Source organism: Streptococcus sp. STR1/CE/0325, assembly GCF_055386095.1.
Genome location: NZ_AP045018.1, coordinates 905,051 through 923,726, shown reverse-complemented (window position 1 = coordinate 923,726; position 18,676 = coordinate 905,051). Strand labels below are relative to the sequence as shown.

20 protein-coding genes are annotated in these 18,676 nt (G+C 45.1%); all 20 read left to right on the top strand.

Going from position 1 to position 18,676, the window contains the following annotated elements; genetic code table 11:
* Window positions 1-6: 6 nt before the first annotated feature.
* The 20 genes from hemA to ACZ49W_RS04430 all read left to right on the top strand — a co-directional run bounded on the left by hemA (window position 7) and on the right by ACZ49W_RS04430 (window position 18,676).
* Entirely contained in the window at window positions 7-1,260 is a 1,254-nt protein-coding gene (hemA, locus tag ACZ49W_RS04525; protein WP_464814142.1) for a glutamyl-tRNA reductase, read from the top strand.
* The gene (hemC, locus tag ACZ49W_RS04520; protein ID WP_464814141.1) at window positions 1,247-2,155 is read left to right on the top strand and encodes a hydroxymethylbilane synthase; all 909 of its coding nucleotides are present in this window, start codon (window positions 1,247-1,249) and stop codon (window positions 2,153-2,155) included. Before hemA ends, hemC begins: the two co-directional genes overlap by 14 nt.
* Window positions 2,152-2,874, top strand: a complete 723-nt coding sequence (locus ACZ49W_RS04515) for a uroporphyrinogen-III synthase (RefSeq protein WP_464814140.1) — start codon at window positions 2,152-2,154, stop codon at window positions 2,872-2,874. Before hemC ends, ACZ49W_RS04515 begins: the two co-directional genes overlap by 4 nt.
* Entirely contained in the window at window positions 2,861-3,838 is a 978-nt protein-coding gene (hemB, locus tag ACZ49W_RS04510; RefSeq protein WP_464814139.1) for a porphobilinogen synthase, read from the top strand. The genes ACZ49W_RS04515 and hemB overlap by 14 nt, the downstream gene beginning before the upstream one ends.
* Complete coding sequence (gene hemL, locus ACZ49W_RS04505) at window positions 3,835-5,118, top strand: glutamate-1-semialdehyde 2,1-aminomutase (RefSeq protein ID WP_464814138.1); 1,284 nt, start codon at window positions 3,835-3,837, stop codon at window positions 5,116-5,118. Before hemB ends, hemL begins: the two co-directional genes overlap by 4 nt.
* A gap of 3 nt (window positions 5,119-5,121) precedes the next feature.
* Window positions 5,122-5,706: a bifunctional adenosylcobinamide kinase/adenosylcobinamide-phosphate guanylyltransferase gene (gene cobU, locus ACZ49W_RS04500; RefSeq protein ID WP_464814137.1), complete on the top strand. Its 585-nt coding sequence runs from the start codon at window positions 5,122-5,124 to the stop codon at window positions 5,704-5,706.
* The gene (gene cobS, locus ACZ49W_RS04495; RefSeq protein WP_464814957.1) at window positions 5,706-6,428 is read left to right on the top strand and encodes an adenosylcobinamide-GDP ribazoletransferase; all 723 of its coding nucleotides are present in this window, start codon (window positions 5,706-5,708) and stop codon (window positions 6,426-6,428) included. The genes cobU and cobS overlap by 1 nt, the downstream gene beginning before the upstream one ends.
* Entirely contained in the window at window positions 6,425-7,015 is a 591-nt protein-coding gene (locus tag ACZ49W_RS04490; RefSeq protein WP_464814136.1) for a histidine phosphatase family protein, read from the top strand. Before cobS ends, ACZ49W_RS04490 begins: the two co-directional genes overlap by 4 nt.
* Window positions 7,012-8,115, top strand: a complete 1,104-nt coding sequence (locus tag ACZ49W_RS04485) for an NADH-dependent flavin oxidoreductase (RefSeq protein WP_464814135.1) — start codon at window positions 7,012-7,014, stop codon at window positions 8,113-8,115. The genes ACZ49W_RS04490 and ACZ49W_RS04485 overlap by 4 nt, the downstream gene beginning before the upstream one ends.
* Before the next feature lie 16 nt (window positions 8,116-8,131).
* Entirely contained in the window at window positions 8,132-9,742 is a 1,611-nt protein-coding gene (nikA, locus tag ACZ49W_RS04480) for a nickel ABC transporter substrate-binding protein (protein ID WP_464814134.1), read from the top strand.
* 27 nt (window positions 9,743-9,769) lie between these two features.
* Entirely contained in the window at window positions 9,770-10,696 is a 927-nt protein-coding gene (locus ACZ49W_RS04475) for an ABC transporter permease (RefSeq protein ID WP_464814133.1), read from the top strand.
* Window positions 10,689-11,477, top strand: a complete 789-nt coding sequence (locus tag ACZ49W_RS04470) for an ABC transporter permease (RefSeq protein WP_464814132.1) — start codon at window positions 10,689-10,691, stop codon at window positions 11,475-11,477. The genes ACZ49W_RS04475 and ACZ49W_RS04470 overlap by 8 nt, the downstream gene beginning before the upstream one ends.
* 3 nt (window positions 11,478-11,480) lie before the next feature.
* Window positions 11,481-12,260 (top strand): ATP-binding cassette domain-containing protein, encoded by a 780-nt coding sequence (locus ACZ49W_RS04465; RefSeq protein WP_464814131.1) that lies wholly within the window; start codon window positions 11,481-11,483, stop codon window positions 12,258-12,260.
* Complete coding sequence (locus tag ACZ49W_RS04460) at window positions 12,253-12,963, top strand: ABC transporter ATP-binding protein (RefSeq protein ID WP_464814130.1); 711 nt, start codon at window positions 12,253-12,255, stop codon at window positions 12,961-12,963. Before ACZ49W_RS04465 ends, ACZ49W_RS04460 begins: the two co-directional genes overlap by 8 nt.
* 17 nt (window positions 12,964-12,980) lie before the next feature.
* Window positions 12,981-13,568 carry a flavin reductase family protein gene (locus ACZ49W_RS04455; protein ID WP_464814129.1) on the top strand — a complete coding sequence of 196 codons (588 nt, stop codon included), beginning with the start codon at window positions 12,981-12,983 and terminating at the stop codon, window positions 13,566-13,568.
* Window positions 13,569-13,693: 125 nt separating this feature from the next.
* The gene (locus ACZ49W_RS04450) at window positions 13,694-14,656 is read left to right on the top strand and encodes a methyltransferase domain-containing protein (RefSeq protein WP_464814128.1); all 963 of its coding nucleotides are present in this window, start codon (window positions 13,694-13,696) and stop codon (window positions 14,654-14,656) included.
* A gap of 287 nt (window positions 14,657-14,943) precedes the next feature.
* Window positions 14,944-16,260, top strand: coding sequence for an HAD family hydrolase (locus tag ACZ49W_RS04445; RefSeq protein WP_464814127.1), 1,317 nt, complete (start codon window positions 14,944-14,946; stop codon window positions 16,258-16,260).
* 14 nt (window positions 16,261-16,274) lie between these two features.
* Window positions 16,275-16,715 carry a EutP/PduV family microcompartment system protein gene (locus tag ACZ49W_RS04440; RefSeq protein WP_464814126.1) on the top strand — a complete coding sequence of 147 codons (441 nt, stop codon included), beginning with the start codon at window positions 16,275-16,277 and terminating at the stop codon, window positions 16,713-16,715.
* 18 nt (window positions 16,716-16,733) lie between these two features.
* Window positions 16,734-17,822: a threonine-phosphate decarboxylase CobD gene (gene cobD, locus ACZ49W_RS04435; RefSeq protein ID WP_464814125.1), complete on the top strand. Its 1,089-nt coding sequence runs from the start codon at window positions 16,734-16,736 to the stop codon at window positions 17,820-17,822.
* A complete protein-coding gene (locus ACZ49W_RS04430; RefSeq protein WP_464814124.1) occupies window positions 17,819-18,676 on the top strand; it encodes a GHMP family kinase ATP-binding protein in 858 nt (285 codons plus the stop codon). The genes cobD and ACZ49W_RS04430 overlap by 4 nt, the downstream gene beginning before the upstream one ends.

Genomic DNA, 18,676 nt, shown 5'->3' with positions numbered 1-18,676 from the left:
TGACACATGTATTTGCTCTATGTCGGATTGACGCACAAAAAAGCGCCCTTGTCCGTTCTTGAGAAAGTGCATTTTTCAGATGAAGCCGTTAGCGAGGCTTTGGTTCGTTTACATGAGGAAAAGAGTGTCTTGGAAAATGTCATTGTTTCGACCTGTAATCGAACAGAATGTTATCTGGTCGTAGATCAGCTGCATACAGGACGTTATTATGGAAAACATTTTTTGGCAGACTGGTTTGGTCTAGATGCAGATCTGATTGCGCCTTATCTAGAGGTTTTAGAGGGAGAAGCGGTTTTAAAACATTTATTGAGGGTGTCTATCGGGCTTGAGTCCAAGGTCTTAGGCGAAACGCAAGTGCTTGGACAGCTCAAACGTGCCTTCATGCAGGCGCAAGACAAACAAACGACAGGTGTGGTCTTAAATCAAGTCTTAAAACAAGTTCTAACCTTTGCAAAGCGCATGCACGACCAGTATCAAATCAATGCCCGTCCCATGTCGATTGGTCTTGTCGCCATGCAGACCCTGGACCGCTTAGGCGTTCCTTATCAAGACAGGAGTGTGGCTGTGCTTGGTCTTGGTGAAATCGGTCAGTTGGTGAGCAAGTACGTCCTTGATCGCCCTTTTGCAACGATTCACTTGGTCAATCGGACCCTTGAAAAGGCAGATTCCTTCTTAGCTGATCCTCGTGTGAAGGCGCATCCTTTTTCTCATTTGGAGCAGGTGGTGAAAGAGGCAGATGTGGTGATTTCTGCGCTAAAAACAGATGGCTATGTGGTCTTTCCTTCCATGCTAAAAGAAGGAGCGATTGTGTTTGATTTATGTTTGCCAAGAACGGTTCATGCAAGCGAGAACACCAAGCTCTATAATATCGACAATCTGACCAATCAACTCGCCACTTATCAAGAAGAGCGCAAGAAAATAGCCAGTCAAATCGAAAAGGAAATCGACACAGAACTGCTCGCTTTTTCTGAATGGGAAAAACAACTCGGCATTATTCCCTTGATTAAGGGCATTAGAGAACAGGCGCTCAAGGTGCAAGAAAGTGCCATGGAAAGTTTAGAGCGAAAATTGCCTAATCTGACCCCTAGAGAGAAAAAGCAGATTTCAAAACACATGAAAAGCATTGTCAATCAGCTGATTAAAGAGCCGATTATCCAATTAAAAGAATTATCGATTGATCCAGAATCCCAGCATGACATTGCCATGATTAGCCATTTGTTTGGCTTAGATAAAAAGGAGATGCCCCATGACAACGATTAAGGTTGGAACCAGAGGAAGCAAATTAGCCCTCGCACAGACCAATCTTGTGATGAAGCAATTACAGCAATTAGATCCTAGTCTTGTGATTGAGCCTGTGATTTATAGGACTAAGGGAGACCGCTTGCAAAATGTCAGCCTGCAAAAAATAGGAGGCAAGGGCGTTTTTGTCAAGGAGCTTGAGCGCGCACTTCTGTCGCATGAGATTGACTTAGCGATTCATAGTCTCAAGGATATGCCTGCGCTTTTGCCGAAAGGATGTGTTTTAGCGGCTGTGCCAGAGCGTGAGGATGTGAGGGATTGTCTGATTTTTCATGAGGCTAACATGACCTTTGAGCGCTTAAAAGCAGGTGCTGTCATTGGTACAAGCAGTATTCGCCGTCATGTACAGCTGGCTGAAAAGCGCCCTGACCTTGTGTTTAAACCCTTGCGAGGAAACATTGACACCCGTATTGAAAAGCTAAGACGAGGAGAGTACGATGCGATTGTGCTGGCTATGGCTGGCTTAAATCGGATGCAATGGACCAAAGAGCTAGAAAATCACCTAGAGCCTTTGGCGACCCAAGTCTGCTTACCTGCCATTTCTCAAGGGGCCTTGGCGCTGGAGTGTCGAGAAGATGATGCGGATTTGCGCAAGCTCTTGTCCAAAATGAATGATGAGAGGACGTCCACTTGTGTTGCACTAGAACGTGAGGTTTTGGCATTGATGAATGCCGATTGTACCTTCCCCATTGGTGCACTAGCTCAAAGAAATGACGAGGGCTACACGCTTAGGGTCATGCTGGCTGATGCTGAGGGACACTGTTTTTATCATCAAGTGAGTGGCAAAGATCCTAAAGGACTCGCCAAGCAGGCGGTTTTGGCGCTAACAGAACAAGGGGTACTAGGTCCACGATGAAACCGACTGTCATTTTTACGCGAGAGCATCCCTTAGAAGAGGGACTTCACCAAGTCTTAGATGAGGCAGGATATGAGACGGTTCATCTGCCCCTTATTCGTTGTCGGATCAACCGCCTTTCCTTAGCCGATGAAAGGGCTGTGGCAAAGGGAGATTGGCTCTTTTTTACTAGTGCTGTGGCTGTTACTTTTTTCTTTGAGCATTTTCCAAAAGGAGATTGGAGGCTAGCGAGCATTGGGGCAAAGACCACTCAGGCTCTAAGAGAGCTTGGTCTTGGGGTAGATTTTGAAGCGAGCAGTTCTTATGGTTTGGACTTTGTCAAGGAGTGGCTAGAACTAGGCTTAGACAAACAGCACATCATTCTGCCTCAAAGCCGCTTGTCCAATCCAAAATTAGCAGAAACACTGCGTCAGAAAGGCCATGACGTCACTGCCTTTGCCCTCTACGACACCAGCTCAAACAAGAAAGGGCAAGCCCTTATTGGTAACTATCAAGAAAAAGAGGACCTTATCTGGACTTTTGCCAGTCCATCTGCTTGGCATAGTTTTTTAGAAGGCAAGGGAAGCATCTCCCCCAACCAAAGGGTTGCTGTTATTGGAACAAGTACCCAAAAAGCTGTCACAGAAAGTGGCTATCTGGTTGATATAATGCCTAAAGAGCCTTCGATTGAAGCTCTGGTTCAAGAAATTCTAAAAGGAGAAAAATGTGACATTTTTTAGACATCGAAGATTGCGGACAACGGCGAATTTGCGCCGTTTAGTGCGTGAAACCAGCCTTAGTGTGGATGACTTGATTTGCCCAATCTTTGTCAAGGAAGGGCTAGAGGAAAAACAAGCCATTGGTGCCATGCCAGGCGTTTATCAATTTGCTTTAGCAGATGTGCTAGAGGAAGTCGAAAGGGTCGTGCAACTTGGCATTTCTGCGGTGATTTTATTTGGGATTCCGAGTCAAAAAGATGCTATCGGCACTCAAGCCTCTCACCCAGACGGTATCGTCCAAAGGGCTATTGGTCTCATCAAATCTCACTATCCAGACTTACTGGTCATTGCAGATACTTGTTTGTGTGAATTCACTAGTCATGGGCATTGTGGGGTCTTGGATGGTCAAGAGGTTTTAAATGATGCCTCCTTGCTACGTTTGAGTGAGGTAGCAGTTAGTCAAGCAAGAGCCGGTGCTGATATTATTGCTCCGTCTAATGCGATGGATGGCTACGTCTATGCTATTCGTCAGGCGCTTGACCAAGCAGGATTCGAGCATATTCCGATTATGTCCTATGCGGTCAAGTTTGCCTCTAGTTTTTACGGTCCTTTTCGTGAGGCAGGAGAAAGTGCCCCAGCCTTTGGAGATAGAAAGACCTATCAGATGGATCCAGCCAATCGCCTAGAAGCGCTCCGTGAAGCTAAAAGCGATGAAGAACAAGGCGCAGACTTTTTGATGGTCAAACCTGCCATGAGTTTTTTAGACATTGTACGAGAGTTAAGAGAAAATAGCCGATTGCCGATTGTGGCTTACAATGTCAGTGGCGAATATGCCATGATTAAGGCAGCTGCTGAGCAGGGCTGGATTGATGAAAAGCGGGTCGTCATGGAAACCCTTATCGGTATGAAACGAGCTGGAGCAGATCTTATCATCACCTATTTTGCCAAGGATGTTGCCCGTTATGTAAAGGAGAAAGATTGGTGAAACGAACAGCGTCAGACAAAGCATTTCAAGAAGCAAAGGAAATCTTTCCAGGTGGGGTCAATAGCCCCGTTCGAGCATTTGGTTCAGTCGGAGGAAATCCACTTTTTATCGACAAGGCAAAAGGTGCTTATCTCTACGACCTAGATGGCAATCGCTACATTGATTACGTCCTGTCTTGGGGACCTATGATTTTAGGGCATGCCAATAGCGAGGTGCTGCCTAAAGTAGAAGAAGCACTCCAAGAGGGCACCAGCTACGGAGCACCGAGTCCTAGAGAGATTGAGCTGGGTCGTCTGCTTCAAGAGCGGTTGCCTTATCTGGAAAAATTGCGCATGGTTAATTCAGGAACAGAAGCGACCATGAGTGCCATTCGCTTGGCTAGAGGGGTGACAAAACGCGCTAAAATCGTCAAATTTATTGGTTGCTACCACGGCCATAGTGATTCCTTTTTGGTTCAAGCTGGTTCTGGTGTGGCTAGTCTTGGGATGGCAGATTCTGCTGGTGTCATTGAAGCGATTGCCCATGAGACCATTACGCTACCTTACAATGACATTCCAGCTTTAGAGGCTTGTTTTGAGCGCTACAAGGGAGAGATTGCCTGTGTGATTGTTGAAGCTGTTGCAGGAAATATGGGGCTCGTTCCAGCTGATCCTTCTTTTTTAGAAAGGATTGCCGCTCTAAGCAAAGAAGATGGGGCGCTCTTTATCGTTGATGAGGTAATGACGGGGTTTAGGGCTAGCTATGAAGGTGCTGTTGGCTACTATGATTTAGACCCAGATCTGGTCACTTTGGGGAAGGTGATTGGCGGTGGTTTTCCTGTGGCTGCCTTTGGTGGCAAGCGTCGCTATATGGATCACATCGCTCCTTTAGGTGGGGTTTATCAAGCAGGCACCCTGTCTGGCAATCCTGTTGCTATGGCAGCTGGCTATGAGACTTTGCGGTTATTGACCAAGGACGTTTTTGACGAGATTGCTCAAAAGACCGCTTATCTCTGTCAAGGGCTGGAGGACTTGGCGAAAAAACATCAGATTCCCCTTCAAGTCGTGAGGGTCGGAACCATGTTTGGCTTTTTCTTTCATGACCAAGTTGTCAAGGATTTTGCTGCGGCAAAAGCAAGCGATCACGAGCTGTTTGCGCGTGTCCATGCGCAGTTATTAGAAGAAGGAGTCTATATCGCTCCCTCTCAATATGAGAGTAACTTTCTCTCGAAAGAGCATACCAAAGCTGATCTTGATGCGACCTTAGCCGCTTTTGATCGCGTCTTTGCTCGAGTGAGGTAAAACATGACAGACATCATTTTCATCACAGGAGGCGCAAAGAGTGGCAAATCTACCTTTGCTGAAAGCCTCATTCAAAAGGACGAAAGAGCCTGCTATATCGCGACCGGCCTGATTCGAACAAAAGACGCTGATTTTCAAGAGCGTATTCGCAAGCACAAGGAGCGCCGCCCCAAGCATTGGGGCACCCAAGAACAATATAAAGGCTTGGCAGACTGGCTCAAAACAGCTCCCTATGACACCTATCTGCTGGACTGTGTGACCATGTTATTAACCAACCTCTTGTTTGATTGGGTGAGTGAGCATGCGCCTAGTAAGCTCGCCTTAGATGACGCACACTTTTTGGATAAGCATCAGCAGGCTGATTTGACGCAATATTTGAAAAAAGAGTGCCAAGAGATAGTAGCTGTCGCCAAAGAAAGGCACTTACGGCTCATTCTGGTGAGTAACGAAGTAGGACTTAGCATCGTCCCAGACAATCGCCTTGGTCGTTTTTTTAGAGACCTACAAGGCGGGATCAATCAAGAGCTAGCAAAGGAGGCGAGTCAGGCCTACTTAGTAATTTGTGGGCTGGCTCAAGCGTTAAAATGATTATTCAAAGTCTCATCATCTACACTCAATTTTTTAGTCGCATTCCCATCAATAAGGCAGTTGATCTCTCTTATCTCAGAAAAGGTGTGCCTTTTTTGAGTTTGTTTGGTGCCTTGATGGGAGGGATTTTAGCCTTGGTTTACCTCGGTTTAGCCTGTTTCTTACCGCATCAGGTTGCCTTTTTGCTGACCTTACTAGCAGATGTTTTGCTAACGGGTGGTTTTCATTTGGATGCTTTGGCAGATACGGCAGATGGACTTTTCTCCTCTCGCAAGAAAAACCGTATGCTTGAGATTATGAAAGACAGTCGTATTGGTAGCAACGGCGTTTTGGCCTTGATTTTCTATTATCTCTTTCTCTTTGTGAGCTATCCTTATCTGCCTGAGCCGAGATGGTTCATTGTGCTTTCGCTTGCCATGATTGGAAAGGCTGGTCTTGCTTTGCAATTGTTTAAGATGACTTATGCTAGACCAAAAGGAGGAACTGGGGACTTCTTTAGCGGGACAAGGACTTGGGCCATCCTACTGAGTCAGGTCTTGCCTCTTGGTTTGTTGCTTTTGGTCTTTGGGAGAAAGGGGCTCTTTGCTTATGGCTTAGTGGTCGCTAGCGCTGTGGTCTATCGCAGATTTGTTTATCAAAAAATTGATGGGCACACAGGAGATACTCTGGGGGCTTTTGTAGAAGTGGCACAAGTGTTTATGATTGTGGGGTTACTCTTATGACAAAAATTTGGTATCTGATGCGCCACGGTGAAACAGACTGCAATAAAAGGGGCTGTTTTTACGGGAGTTTAGACGTTTCCATCAATCAAACAGGCAGACAACAAGCAAGACAGCTCGCTCAGCTGATGGCAAACAAGGATATAGATAAATGCTATACAAGTTCTCTCAAGCGCACACAAGAAACAGCAAGTCTGGCCTTTTTCGGGCACCCTTATGAGATTTTACCAGATTTGGATGAAAAAGGCTTTGGGGCATGGGAGGGTTTGACTGCAGATGAGATAGAAGCTGCTTTTCCTGTGGAATGGCAGGCTTGGTTAGATGCCCCCTTTAGTGTGACCCCGCCTCAAGCTGAGGCTTTTAGCCATTTTAAACATCGTGTCAACGAGCAGATAGAGCTACTCCTAGCGCGAGAAGAAAAGGCGATTGCCATTGTGGCACATTTGGGTGTTTTGCGCTTGATTTATCAAGCCTTGCTAGGAGAAGACCATGATTTCTGGTCTATCCAAGTTCCCCAAGGTCAGGTTTTGGTATTAAAGCAGGAAGATGAGGTGTGGCAGGCAACTTATCTCACAAAGGAGGACTTATGAGTATTCAGATACAAGATCGTTTCGTATTTTCAAATGGCTTAGTGGCTAAAAATCGCATCGTTTTAGCCCCTATGACCATCAGTGCCAGCCAAGAAGGTGGCTATATCTCACCAGCAGATTTTGCTTTTTATAGCAGACGAGCTGGGTCTGTGGGCATGGTTGTAACAGGTAGTAGTTATATCGATCCACTGGGACAGGCTTTTGCTAATAGTTATAGCGTGGCTGAGGATGATAAGATAGAAGGTTTAGCCCAACTGGCTAAGGCAATCAAAGAAAAAGGCACACTTGCAATCTTACAGATCTATCATAGTGGTCGTATGGCCATGCCAGAGGTGATTGGTGGCGTGCCACTTGCTCCCAGTGCTGTCAAGGCAGAGCGTGATTTTGCAGCACAGCCACGAGCTCTGAGCTATGCCGAAGTGGATCAGATGATTGAGCGTTTTCTTGATGCGATTTCACGGGCGATTGCAGCTGGTTTTGATGGCGTAGAGCTCCACGGGGCAAATACCTACCTCATCCAGCAATTTTACTCCCCTCATTCTAATAAGCGTAGGGACAAATGGGGAGGCACCCCAAATAATCGCATGCGCTTTATGAAAACCTTGGTCAAAAAGGCCAAGCAGCGCATCAAAGAAGAAGCCGATCGTCCGTTTTTACTGGGTTATCGCCTGTCACCAGAAGAAACGGAAACGCCTGGTCTGACCTTATCTGACACCTTACAGTTGATTGAACAGTTGATTGCCTATCAGATTGATTACATTCACTTATCTCTTTATGATGTGTTTCAGACATCGCTTCGTGATCCACAAGCGACCACGCCAGTCGCTGAAATCATCTTAAACAAGGTGGCTAATCGTGTCCCGGTGATTGGCGTTGGACACATTCGGACCAAGGCAGATGCGAAAGCTGCTTTAAAGGCAGGTTTTCCCTTGATTTCGCTTGGCAAGGCCTTGCTGCTTGATCCAGACTGGCCTCAAAAAATCACTTCTGGCAAAGAAGAAACCATCATAGAGGTCTATCATGATGACCTCAAGGAAGAACTGGCGCTTCCTGAGACTTTCCTTGAAGAAATCAGAGACTATTTAGAAACAAAAGATTAGAAAAAGGAATCCTAATATGAAGAAGAAGTTATTGATTTTACTCACTCTTATGCTCAGTGTTTTCCTCGTTGCTTGTGGGCAAAGCAAGAATTCAAAAGAGAAAATCGCAGACAAAGACAAACTGACACTCGCTTGGGGTGAAGACTTTGGAGATGTCAATCCTCACCGCTACAACCCCGATCAATTTGTCATCCAAGATTTGGTCTATGAAGGCTTGGTCAAATACGGTGAAAATGGCGTTATCAAGCCTGTCTTGGCTAAATCTTGGGACATCAGTGAGGACGGAAAAACCTACACCTTCCACCTCAGAGATGCCAAGTATTCTGACGGCTCTAAACTCACGGCTGAAAATGTCAAGCGTAACTTTGATACCATTTTCTCAGACAAAAACAAGGGCAACCACAACTGGTTTGGTCTAACTGATCAGCTAGAGTCTTTCCGTGCGGTGGATGAAAAGACCTTTGAGATGAAACTCAAGCAGGCTTATAGTGCTACCTTGTATGACCTTGCCATGATTCGTCCCATTCGTTTCCTAGCAGATGCTGGTTTTCCTAAAGGGGATGATACGGCTAAAAATAATGTCAAAAAACCAATCGGAACAGGACCATGGGTTGTTAAGGATAAAAAATCTAACCAATACATCACTTTTGAGCGCAATGAAAGCTACTGGGGCGAAAAACCAAAGATGAAAGAACTCACCGTCAAAATCATCCCAGACGCGCAAACACGCGCCCTCGAATTTGAGTCCGGCAATATCGACCTCCTTTACGGAAATGGACTTATCAGCCTAGACACCTTTGCCCAATACAAGAAAAACAAAGATTATGTCACAGGTGTTTCTAATCCTATGTCAACACGTCTTTTGCTGCTCAATGCCAAACGTCCATTTTTTGCCGATAAAACAGTGCGCAAGGCCATGAACCATGCCATGAACAAAGCAGCGATTTCAAAAAATCTCTTCCAAGGCGTAGAGCAACCCGCAGACACCATCTTTTCAAAAACCACCCCTCACTCTAATGCCGACATCACCCCATACGCTTATGACATCAAAGAAGCTGAAAGCCTCTTAGATCAAGCGGGTTGGACAAAAGGTGCAGACGGCATTCGTACAAAAGACGGTCAAAAAATGACCCTAGAAGTCCCTTATATCGCGACCAAAGCCACAGATAAGGATTTGGTGCAATATTTCCAAGGCGAATGGAAAAAGATTGGCATTGACCTCAAACTCACAGCTATGGAAGAGGATGACTACTGGGCAAATGCAAAGACTGGTAACTGGGATATGATGCTCACCTACTCATGGGGAGCACCGTGGGATCCTCATGCTTGGATGTCAGCGCTCACGGCAAATGCTGAACACGGTCATCCAGAAAACATCGCCCTTGATGCTCTTCCAGAAAAAGCTGATATTGACAGTACCATCAAGGCAACGCTCGTTGAAACAGACGAAGCCAAGGTAGATGCAGGCTACAAGAAAGTGCTCACCATTCTTCATGATGAGGCCCTCTATATCCCAATCACTTATCAATCTCTCGTGTCTGTTTATCGTAAGGGCGACCTTGAAGGCGTCGGCTTTGCTCCAGAAGAAAACGTCCTCCCTGTCAACACCATTAAAAAAGTCAAGTAGGCTAGCTATCCAGATGGGAGATGAACCATGAAAAAAGTTTTCTCTTTCTTGTCTGCTTTGCTGATGATTTCCATACTGACCTTTTTGTTGACCAAGTTTTCATCCAAAGATCCAGCGGAAAACTACTTGAGAATTTCCCATGTGGCAATCACCAAGGAATCCCTAGCCAGTGCTAGGGATTACCTGGGTTTGAATCGCTCGTGGCTGGAGCAGTATGTGAGCTGGTTGCTTCAGGTTTTAAAAGGGGATTTTGGTGTGTCTTACCTCTATAAAGAACCGGTTTTGTCCTTGGTTTTAAGCAGTTTTGGCTCCACCTTGTCTTTAGGTTTGATGAGTTTTGTCCTGCTGATTGTGATAGCCTTTCCCTTAGGCATTTTAGCAGCGCTTTATCAAGGGAGCTGGCTGGATAAGGGGATTCGCTTGTTCTCATTTGTTAGTGTGTCTATCCCTTCTTTTTGGCTGGGGTATCTGCTAATTTTATTTTTCTCCCTACGATTGGGGTGGTTACCCGTATCGGGACAAGAAGGTCCTAGCAGTATCATTCTACCGAGTTTGACGCTCAGTTTTTCTCTCATCGGGCAATACACCGCCTTGGTGCGAAAGACGATTAGCGAAGAACTTAGAAGCCTTCATGTTGAAAATGCCAGACTACGCGGGGTAAAGCCTTCTTATCTAGTGTGGAATCATTTGTTAAAACCAAGTTTTCCTGCGCTACTGAGTGGGCTTAGTCTGACGGTTGTGTATCTGCTTACGGGCTCATTGATTGTTGAGGATGTGTTTGCTTGGGATGGGATTGGTCGCTTGTTTGTCAAAGGATTGCAAGCCGTTGACCTTCCGCTGATTCAGGCTTGTATGTTACTTTTTGGTGTCCTCTTTTTGCTCAGTAGTTTTTTGACGCAAAGCCTGCTTGGACATTCTCCTTTTCAAAGAAAAAGGAGGTTAGGTCATGGTTAGGCGCTATTCTTTACCGATTTTCTCTTTGCTTTTGCTGGCTTTCTTTTGTTTGCTAGTGCCTTATCTTGCCCCCTATCATCCAGAAACGATTGATATTACGCACAAGCTAGCTCCTATGAGTGCCAAGCACTGGCTAGGGACAGATCACTTGGGACGTGATGTGCTCTCAAGGCTTCTTTATGGGGCGAGACTTTCCTTGTCCTTGTCTTTTTTGATGACCTTGCTTGAGGTGGCTATCGGATTTGGAATTGGCTTTTGGGTGGGTTGGTCTCAGGGCTTTCTTGAAAAGAGTTTTTTGTGGCTGAGTAATGTCTTGTCCGCCTTTCCGAGTTTTTTACTGGCTCTTGCGACTGCGGGGATTTTAGGACAAGGGGTCATCAATCTAACCCTTGCGATTGTGAGTATTGAGTGGATTTTTTATGCGAGGGTGATTGTGACCACGGTCAAAGAGGTCAAGGAGCGCTCCTACGTCCTCGTTGCTAAAACGCTTGGTTATTCGCCTTTTTACATCATTAAAACCCATATTCTTCCCTTTATCTACAAGCCCATTTTGGTCCTTGCCTTGATGAATATGGGGAACTTAATTTTAACCATTTCTGCCTTTTCCTTTTTAGGAATTGGGCTGCAACCCAATGTTGCTGAGTGGGGCATCATGCTTTATGATGCAAGACCTTATTTCAGACTCAGACCTGGCTTGATGTTATTTCCTGGGCTGTCTATCTTTGTGACGGTTATCCTCTTTAATTGGCTAGGAGATTATTTAGAAGGAAAGGAACGGTGATTGATGTTACAGCTAGAGAACTTTTCCTTGCGTTTGAACGACGCAAAGCTATTAGATCACGTGTCCTTATCCTTAAAAGGTGGTCAATTGCTGGTCTTAATAGGTCAAAGTGGCTCAGGAAAAACCCTCCTAAGTCGCGCTTTATTGGGACAATTCCCACCTCACTCAAAAACTTCTGGCAAGCTCACCTATCAAGGCAAGCCCCTGCTTGATTTGAAAGAAAAAGACCTGCGAACTTATCGGGGGAAGAAATTGGCTTATTTGGTGCAAAATCCCATGGCTATGTTTAATCCCTTCCAAAATATTAAAAGCCATTTCACCGAAACCCTAAAAAGCCACGGGACCTATCAGACAAAAGAAATAGAAGCTATTGCTGTCAAACACCTCACACGGCTAGGCTTAAAAGACGCCCATCAGCTTCTCTTTGCCTACCCAGCTGAACTCAGTGGCGGGATGTTGCAGCGGGTCATGCTGGCTATCTTACTAGCGCTAGATCCAGATATCTTTATCTTAGATGAGCCGACATCAGCTCTTGATAAGGGCAATCGTGACAAGATTAAAGCGGTTATAACTGACTTAATCGCTGCTAAAAAGGCTGTTTTTCTAGTAACCCATGATTATCATTTTCTAGACGATTTAGAAGGGTATTTGTTGGTGATGAAAGATGGACGCATCCTTGAAGAAGGACAGCTATTAGATGTTTTAAAGCAGCCAAGGCATCCCGATACTGCGCAATTACTCTTACAAGATCCTTATCGGAGGTTGGTGGACCATCATGATTGAATACCAAAATGTCACCAAGATTTACGACGACAAAGCTGTGATTAAGGCTTGCAACCTAACGATTAAAAAAGGGGAAATTCTCGGTCTGATGGGCGAGAGTGGCTCTGGGAAAAGCACTCTAGGTCGGCTCTTAATCGGTCTTGAGATTCCAACGACCGGTCAGGTCTTGATTGATCAAAAGCCTTATACCCCAAAGACAGCAGGAGTCAGAGTACAGCTAATTTTCCAAGATGCCTTATCTGCGGTCAATCCTTTGTTTACCATCGAGGAAATCTTGCAAGAGGCTAGACCAGCAGGTGTGACGCAGGCTGCCATCTTATCCATTTTGCAAGAAGTCGGGCTAGAGTCAGGCATTCTCCACCGAAGTGCTAGAGAGCTTAGTGGTGGGATGTTGCAGCGGGTTTGTGTGGCGCGTGCTCTTCTTAGTCAGGCAGATATTTTTATCTTTGATGAGGCGCTAAGTGGTCTTGACCCCTTTGTGCAAGGACAGCTACTCGATTTGCTTTATGATTTGAAGCAAAAGCACAGCTACACTTACCTCTTTATTTCCCATGACTTTGCCCCATGTTATGCCATTTGTGATCGGGTCTTGGTTTTAGATGAAGGAAAAATCGTGGAGGAATTAACGGATTTTCACCTGCCAATAACACCCCATCACCCCAAAACACGACAATTACTACCCCCATCTTTTCAGTCAGAATAGAAGAAAAGGAGAACTCTATGAAAAAAACATTTGACACACGAAAACTCTACTTTGGATTTCCTGTCTTTTTCCTTGGCTACAAGGACGATACCTACGGCTATAACATCACGACATCAAGTTCGGCTTACTCCTTGGGAAAGATGATGGTGATTGCCATGCGAACCAAGGGTGGAGCCATGACTCAAATCAAAAAACATGGTCAATTTACCGTCAATATCCCAGACCAAAGCCTCCTAAAAGAAGTGGAGGTGGCAGGTTTTAATAGCCGCAAGGATAAGTTTGCTTTAACAGGGCTTACTTATACCCTTGGTGAGACCGTAGATGCCCCTTTGGTTGATGCCTGCCCTGTTTCCATCGAATGTGTGGCAGAGGAATTTGTCGAATTTGGTGCTCTAACCAATGTCATCGCCAGAGTAACCAGACGAGTGGTCGAAGAGAGCTTAATTGATGAGGAGGACGCCTTTAAAAGTGATCGTTTTTCTCCTATTAGTTACATTGGAGATGGCGCAGGGCGCTTGTACCGCTATTATAATGACGAGTCTGTGAAAATGGGCAGCATCATCAAACAACTCCGAGAAGAAGAGGAAAAAGCCCAACCCAAATAGCAAGAGGTGGGGGATGAAGACGATTTTTTTAGAACGCAAGCGTTTTTCGTCAGCTTCCCTATTCTTATTTTGGAGCTTTCTGCCCAGCAGAAAACTAGACGCGCATCTTAGATTAGGAGGTTGGGGTGGTTATTTTTGATTGTGGTCGGTGTGGATTTGTTTACAATGTTTTTGAAGGGGACCATAAAAATGGTGTGCCTGCCCACACGACTTTAAATGCGCTTTCTTCGACCCTTTGTTCCATGTGTGGCATGAGTGAGGAGAGCCGTCTAGAGCGTTCCTCTACGCTCTACCAAGGCATGGAAGCAGAGGTTTATCACTTATTTTCAGGTCAGAGCTCTCCCTTGGTTTACGGTGAGGTGGTTCTAAAAGGGAAACGTATTCTTGATGTTGGTGCTGGGACGGGGCGCGTGGGGCTGTCTTTCTGGGAATATGGTGCCGAAGTAACCCTACTAGATGAAAGTGCTGACATGCTGGATCACCTCCCTCAAAAGGTCAAAGATCAGGTGCAGGTGGTGGTAGCAGATGCTAGAGAGGCGGCGTTTGAGGAAAGCACCTTTGACCTTATCCTCTTTTCAGATGGCTTTTTGCAGCATTTTCCTCAAAAAGAGCAAGAGGATTTACTTCAAAAGTATTTTGTTTTCTTAAAAAAAGGCGGTGCTTTGGTGATTGAAGTCTTTATCCCTAACCAAATGCACATCCAAGTCGCTAAACATAAGGAAATCAAAGTTGGGCATACTGTTTTTTATCAAGCCAAGGCAGACCTTCACTTACCGACTAAGGAAATTCAGACCCAAATCCAGATTAAGGAATGTCAGCAAAATCTCGTTCAACGAGAAACGTGCTTGTTGCGCCCCTTACACCTTATCCTTCCTGATGACATCAAACGCTTGGCGGATCAGCTACTTCCTGCCTACAAGAGTTTAATCGAAGAGCGCTTTGATACAGCTGGGCTTCACCCTCTCAATCACGTTAACTCAAGCGGTCGTTATAAGAAAATCACCCAAACCTGGATTCAAGGTGGCTACCCTTTTTCCACCAGTGACAGTGATTTGGTCACTTGGATGAGATTTTTTATTGAGAAATAAACACTTTATTTTCTAACCCTGCATATTCTCTACAAAGAAAGCGGTTTTCTATTGACCTTATTTCTCAAATAGAGTATAATAGAACTGTTCAATTCGATACTTAAAAGATGGCAAAGGCGCCTGTTTGATTCGCAAGGAAGCGAGAGATGCACAATCAACAGGATGACTATGCCATTTTTCATTTTGTCGCTTTTTAGTTTTATTTTAGATGAAGAGATGCTAGCGGCTTCACGCTCAAATAGGACGAACAAACGATAAAATGCTTTCTTAAAGAAAGGAGAAAGAATATGAATAAAGGAAAACTCATTTTGCTGTGTGGTGCTGCTTTACTTTTGTCGGCATGTCAGGCAAAGACCAATCAAACCACCTCATCATCAGATGTCAAAACCTTTCAGTCAACAAAGGATAGTAAGCAATTGGAAAAAGGTGCTTTTGAAGACAAACTCTACACCCGCTTAAAGCAAGTGATTAAGGAAAATGGTGATAGTAACAAGGACTACGATGCCAAAGAAAAACCTTATGCTGTCTTTGACTGGGACAATACCACCATTATCAATGATATTGGTGAAGCGACTTTTAACTATCAAATCACCCATCTGCGCTTTAAGATGGATCCAACTCAGTTTGAGTCGGTGATTCGCCATACTATTCCAGAAGAGGATTTCAAGGAAGAGTTTAACAATAAGGCTGGCGAAGCGGTCAATATCAATAAAGTGGCGGATGATTTGAGTTCTGACTATCTTTATTTGTACCGTCACTATAAGGGCTTTGAAGGAAAAGAAAGCCTTGAAGAGGTTCAAAAGTCAGACGAGTACAAGGATTTTAGAGCCAAGTTGCTTTACCTCTACGAAGCTATCGGTGGCAGCTTTAGTTCGGACATCAGCTACCCTTGGGTGACTTATCTCTATGCGGGGATGACGTCTGATGAGGTGCAGGCGCTCTCCAAGGAATCGATTGATCACGCCCTCAAGGACAAGCTGGTCTATGAAACTTGGGAAAGTCCAGAAAGTAAAAAAGGCGAAGCCGGTCAAGTCAGCGTGACCTTTAAACGTGGCGTGCGTTCGGTCAAAGAGATGCAAAATCTTTACCATACTTTGATGGCAAATGGGATTGACGTTTATATTTGTTCGGCTTCCTTTTATGATGTAGTGCTTCCCTATGCAACGGATGCCAAATATGGTTATGACATTCCTAAAGACCATGTCTATGCCATGCGTTTGATGAAAAATGAGTCAACAGGTGAGATTAACCCAGATTACGACACCAACTATGCGCAAACGCAAGGTGACGGTAAAACAGAGACCATCCAGCGCTTTATCGCAAGCGAGCACGGTGGCAAAGACCCGGTTATCATTGGCGGCGATAGCAATGGTGACTATGCCATGCTCAAGGATTTTGAAGGCTTGAAAGTCGGCTTGATTTTCAATCTCTTACGCGATCCAAATAAGGGCGTGGGGCTACTCGCCAAACAAGCCGTAGAAACTTATGGTCAAAAAGATGAACGCTATTTCCTTCAAGGACGTGATGAAAATAAAGGAGTCCTAAGAGATAGCCGAGAAACCATTAAGCTAGACACCAAAAAGGCGGAATTGATGAAAGAATAAGAGCAGGAGAGTGTATGAAGAAAATCATGTTTGTGGGATCCGTTGGCGTAGGCAAAACCACCCTCAGCCAGCGGTTAAAGGGACTAGACATCACCTATGCTAAAACGCAAGCGGTTGAGTTTGGTGATGACATTATCGACACACCGGGAGAATTTTTACAGCACAGGCGCTACTACAATGCGCTAACAGTGACAGCTGTTGAGGCAGATGTGATTGGGATGTTGGTGTCGGCTGAAGCCAAGATGCAGACCTTTCCGCAAGGATTTTCTTCCCTTTTTACTAAGCCTGTCATTGGCATTATCACAAAGATTGACCTAGCGCCTAATGAAGCTAGCATTGAAAAAGCTAGGCAGCAGTTGAAACTAGCAGGAGCAAGAGAGATTTTTGAGATCTCAGCGACCAAAGATCAAGGAATTGCTCCCTTACGTGACTATTTGGAAAAAAGCGACATGTAAAAGAGAAAGGACCAAACCATGCAGGTGGAACACGGAGGAAATCTTGAAGCTCTTGCAGAGCAGTTGGGCTATCGGGTGGAGGATTGTCTTGATTTTAGTGCAAATATCAATCCTTTGGGGCTTCCTGAGTCCTTTCAGGCTTATGTGAAGGAGCATTTGGAGATGCTGGTGCATTATCCTGACATTCATTATAGTCGGTCCTTGACGTATTTATCCGACTATTATCACATGGACAAAGAGAGGATTTTGCTGTCAAATGGTGCGGTAGAGCTTTTCTATGATTTGGCGAGATGTTTTCAGCCAAAACGGGTGCTAACGCTGAGTCCGACCTTTATGGAATATGAGAAGGCTTTTAGGCAGGTCGCAGCAGAGATGAGCTATTGTGTGCTGGAAGCGCCAGATTACAAGGCGAGATTAAGCGACTTATTGGTCGCAGTAGAGCCTTTATCTTCTGGTGCTATGGTTATCTTGTGCAATCCAAATAATCCAACGGGAACGCTCCTATCAGCCAAGGATTTGGTCAAACTAGCAGGTGTGCTCAAGGAAAAAGGGATAATTCTTGTCTTGGATGAAGCCTTTCAGGATTTTTTAGAAAAGGAAAGCGAGTATAGTTTTGCGCCCTATCTAGCCGATTTTCCAAATGTTATCATTGTCAAGTCGATGACCAAATTTTATGCGATTCCTGGTTTACGTCTGGGATACGGACTAACCTATCATCCGACTTGTTTTGAGGTCATTCGAGAGATGCGTCCGCCATGGACAGTCAATAGCCTAGCTGATGCTTGTCTTTCTGTACTTTTGGAGGACAAGAGCTATCAAGCAGCCACCAAGGCATGGTTAAAAAAAGAAAAGGCTTATCTCTATGCACAATTAAAGCAACTGCCCTTTTTAGAGGTCGTTGAGCCTAGCGTGAATTACATTTTCTTTCGGTATAAGGGAGACTTAGACCTGTGTGAGGCCTTGTATGAACACCAGATTTTCATTCGCTCTTGTGCCAATTATCATCATCTGACGCAACAAGATTATCGCATTGCCATCAAGAGCCGTAAGGATAATGATCGCCTACTAGAAGCGCTAAAGCAGGTTCTAGGAAGAGGTGGCGTGTGAGAGGGGTGAAAGCCAGTTGCCACGGGTCTTGTGGAGAGTTGTTTCAAGGGATTTATGATCACCAAGAATGTCTCTTGTCCTATCAGATTGCCCCTTATAGTCAGGTTTTGGTAAAAGAAGGGAGACAAATCCAGCATTTACCGCAAAAACTCGAACAAGCCCTAACCTTGTTAGATAGTAACGACTTGATGATAGAACACCAAAGCCACCTTCCTGTGGGAAAGGGCTACTCAAGCAGCACGGCGGATTTGGTGAGTGGCTTGGCTGGAGTGGCTGCTTACCACCAGAAACAGCTCTCTCCTGAAAGTTTGACCCAGCTGAGTGCCAGCATTGAGCCGACTGATTCGGTGGCCTTTTCCAACTGGACGGTGATTAATCCCTTGAGTGGCGAGGTTCTCTATCAGACCACTTGGCAACCGAGCTTGGCCGTTTACGTCTTAGAGCCAAAAGAGCAGCAGCTAACAGATCGCCTAGAGCGGATGATGACATCAGCTGTTTACGACCGTTCTGCGTCTGAGCGCCTTTTTGAGCAATTTGTGAAAGCCTGCCTTGTCAAATCTTTGGAGCAGCTCGGACAAGTTGCAACTCAAAGCGCCTTGTTAAATGACCATAGGCTGCCCAAGCCTTACCTAAAAGAATTGATTCAGATGTCAGAAGAGATTGGTTGCTTAGGGGTCAATATTGCCCATAGTGGGACGCTTGTTGGCATGCTAATGCGAAAAAGTGAGGCGAATCGGATTGTCCCCCTTCTTGAGCAAAGGCTCCAAGAGCACCCCTTATCGCAGTATTATACGAAACGTTACTATTCGGATATTTTATTTGAAGGCGTCACCATAAAAGAAAGTGAGGGATAA

Excerpts from the sequence above, each read along its gene's own strand:
- hemC (WP_464814141.1), top strand. The coding sequence starts at position 1,247 with ATGACAACGATTAAGGTTGGAACCAGAGGAAGCAAATTAGCCCTCGCA.
- cobD (WP_464814125.1), top strand. The coding sequence starts at position 16,734 with ATGCAGGTGGAACACGGAGGAAATCTTGAAGCTCTTGCAGAGCAGTTG.
- ACZ49W_RS04455 (WP_464814129.1), top strand. The coding sequence starts at position 12,981 with ATGAAAAAAACATTTGACACACGAAAACTCTACTTTGGATTTCCTGTC.
- ACZ49W_RS04490 (WP_464814136.1), top strand. The coding sequence starts at position 6,425 with ATGACAAAAATTTGGTATCTGATGCGCCACGGTGAAACAGACTGCAAT.
- ACZ49W_RS04515 (WP_464814140.1), top strand. The coding sequence starts at position 2,152 with ATGAAACCGACTGTCATTTTTACGCGAGAGCATCCCTTAGAAGAGGGA.
- ACZ49W_RS04445 (WP_464814127.1), top strand. The coding sequence starts at position 14,944 with ATGAATAAAGGAAAACTCATTTTGCTGTGTGGTGCTGCTTTACTTTTG.
- cobU (WP_464814137.1), top strand. The coding sequence starts at position 5,122 with ATGACAGACATCATTTTCATCACAGGAGGCGCAAAGAGTGGCAAATCT.
- ACZ49W_RS04475 (WP_464814133.1), top strand. The coding sequence starts at position 9,770 with ATGAAAAAAGTTTTCTCTTTCTTGTCTGCTTTGCTGATGATTTCCATA.
- ACZ49W_RS04465 (WP_464814131.1), top strand. The coding sequence starts at position 11,481 with ATGTTACAGCTAGAGAACTTTTCCTTGCGTTTGAACGACGCAAAGCTA.
- ACZ49W_RS04460 (WP_464814130.1), top strand. The coding sequence starts at position 12,253 with ATGATTGAATACCAAAATGTCACCAAGATTTACGACGACAAAGCTGTG.
- ACZ49W_RS04470 (WP_464814132.1), top strand. The coding sequence starts at position 10,689 with ATGGTTAGGCGCTATTCTTTACCGATTTTCTCTTTGCTTTTGCTGGCT.
- ACZ49W_RS04485 (WP_464814135.1), top strand. The coding sequence starts at position 7,012 with ATGAGTATTCAGATACAAGATCGTTTCGTATTTTCAAATGGCTTAGTG.
- nikA (WP_464814134.1), top strand. The coding sequence starts at position 8,132 with ATGAAGAAGAAGTTATTGATTTTACTCACTCTTATGCTCAGTGTTTTC.
- ACZ49W_RS04440 (WP_464814126.1), top strand. The coding sequence starts at position 16,275 with ATGAAGAAAATCATGTTTGTGGGATCCGTTGGCGTAGGCAAAACCACC.
- hemA (WP_464814142.1), top strand. The coding sequence starts at position 7 with ATGTATTTGCTCTATGTCGGATTGACGCACAAAAAAGCGCCCTTGTCC.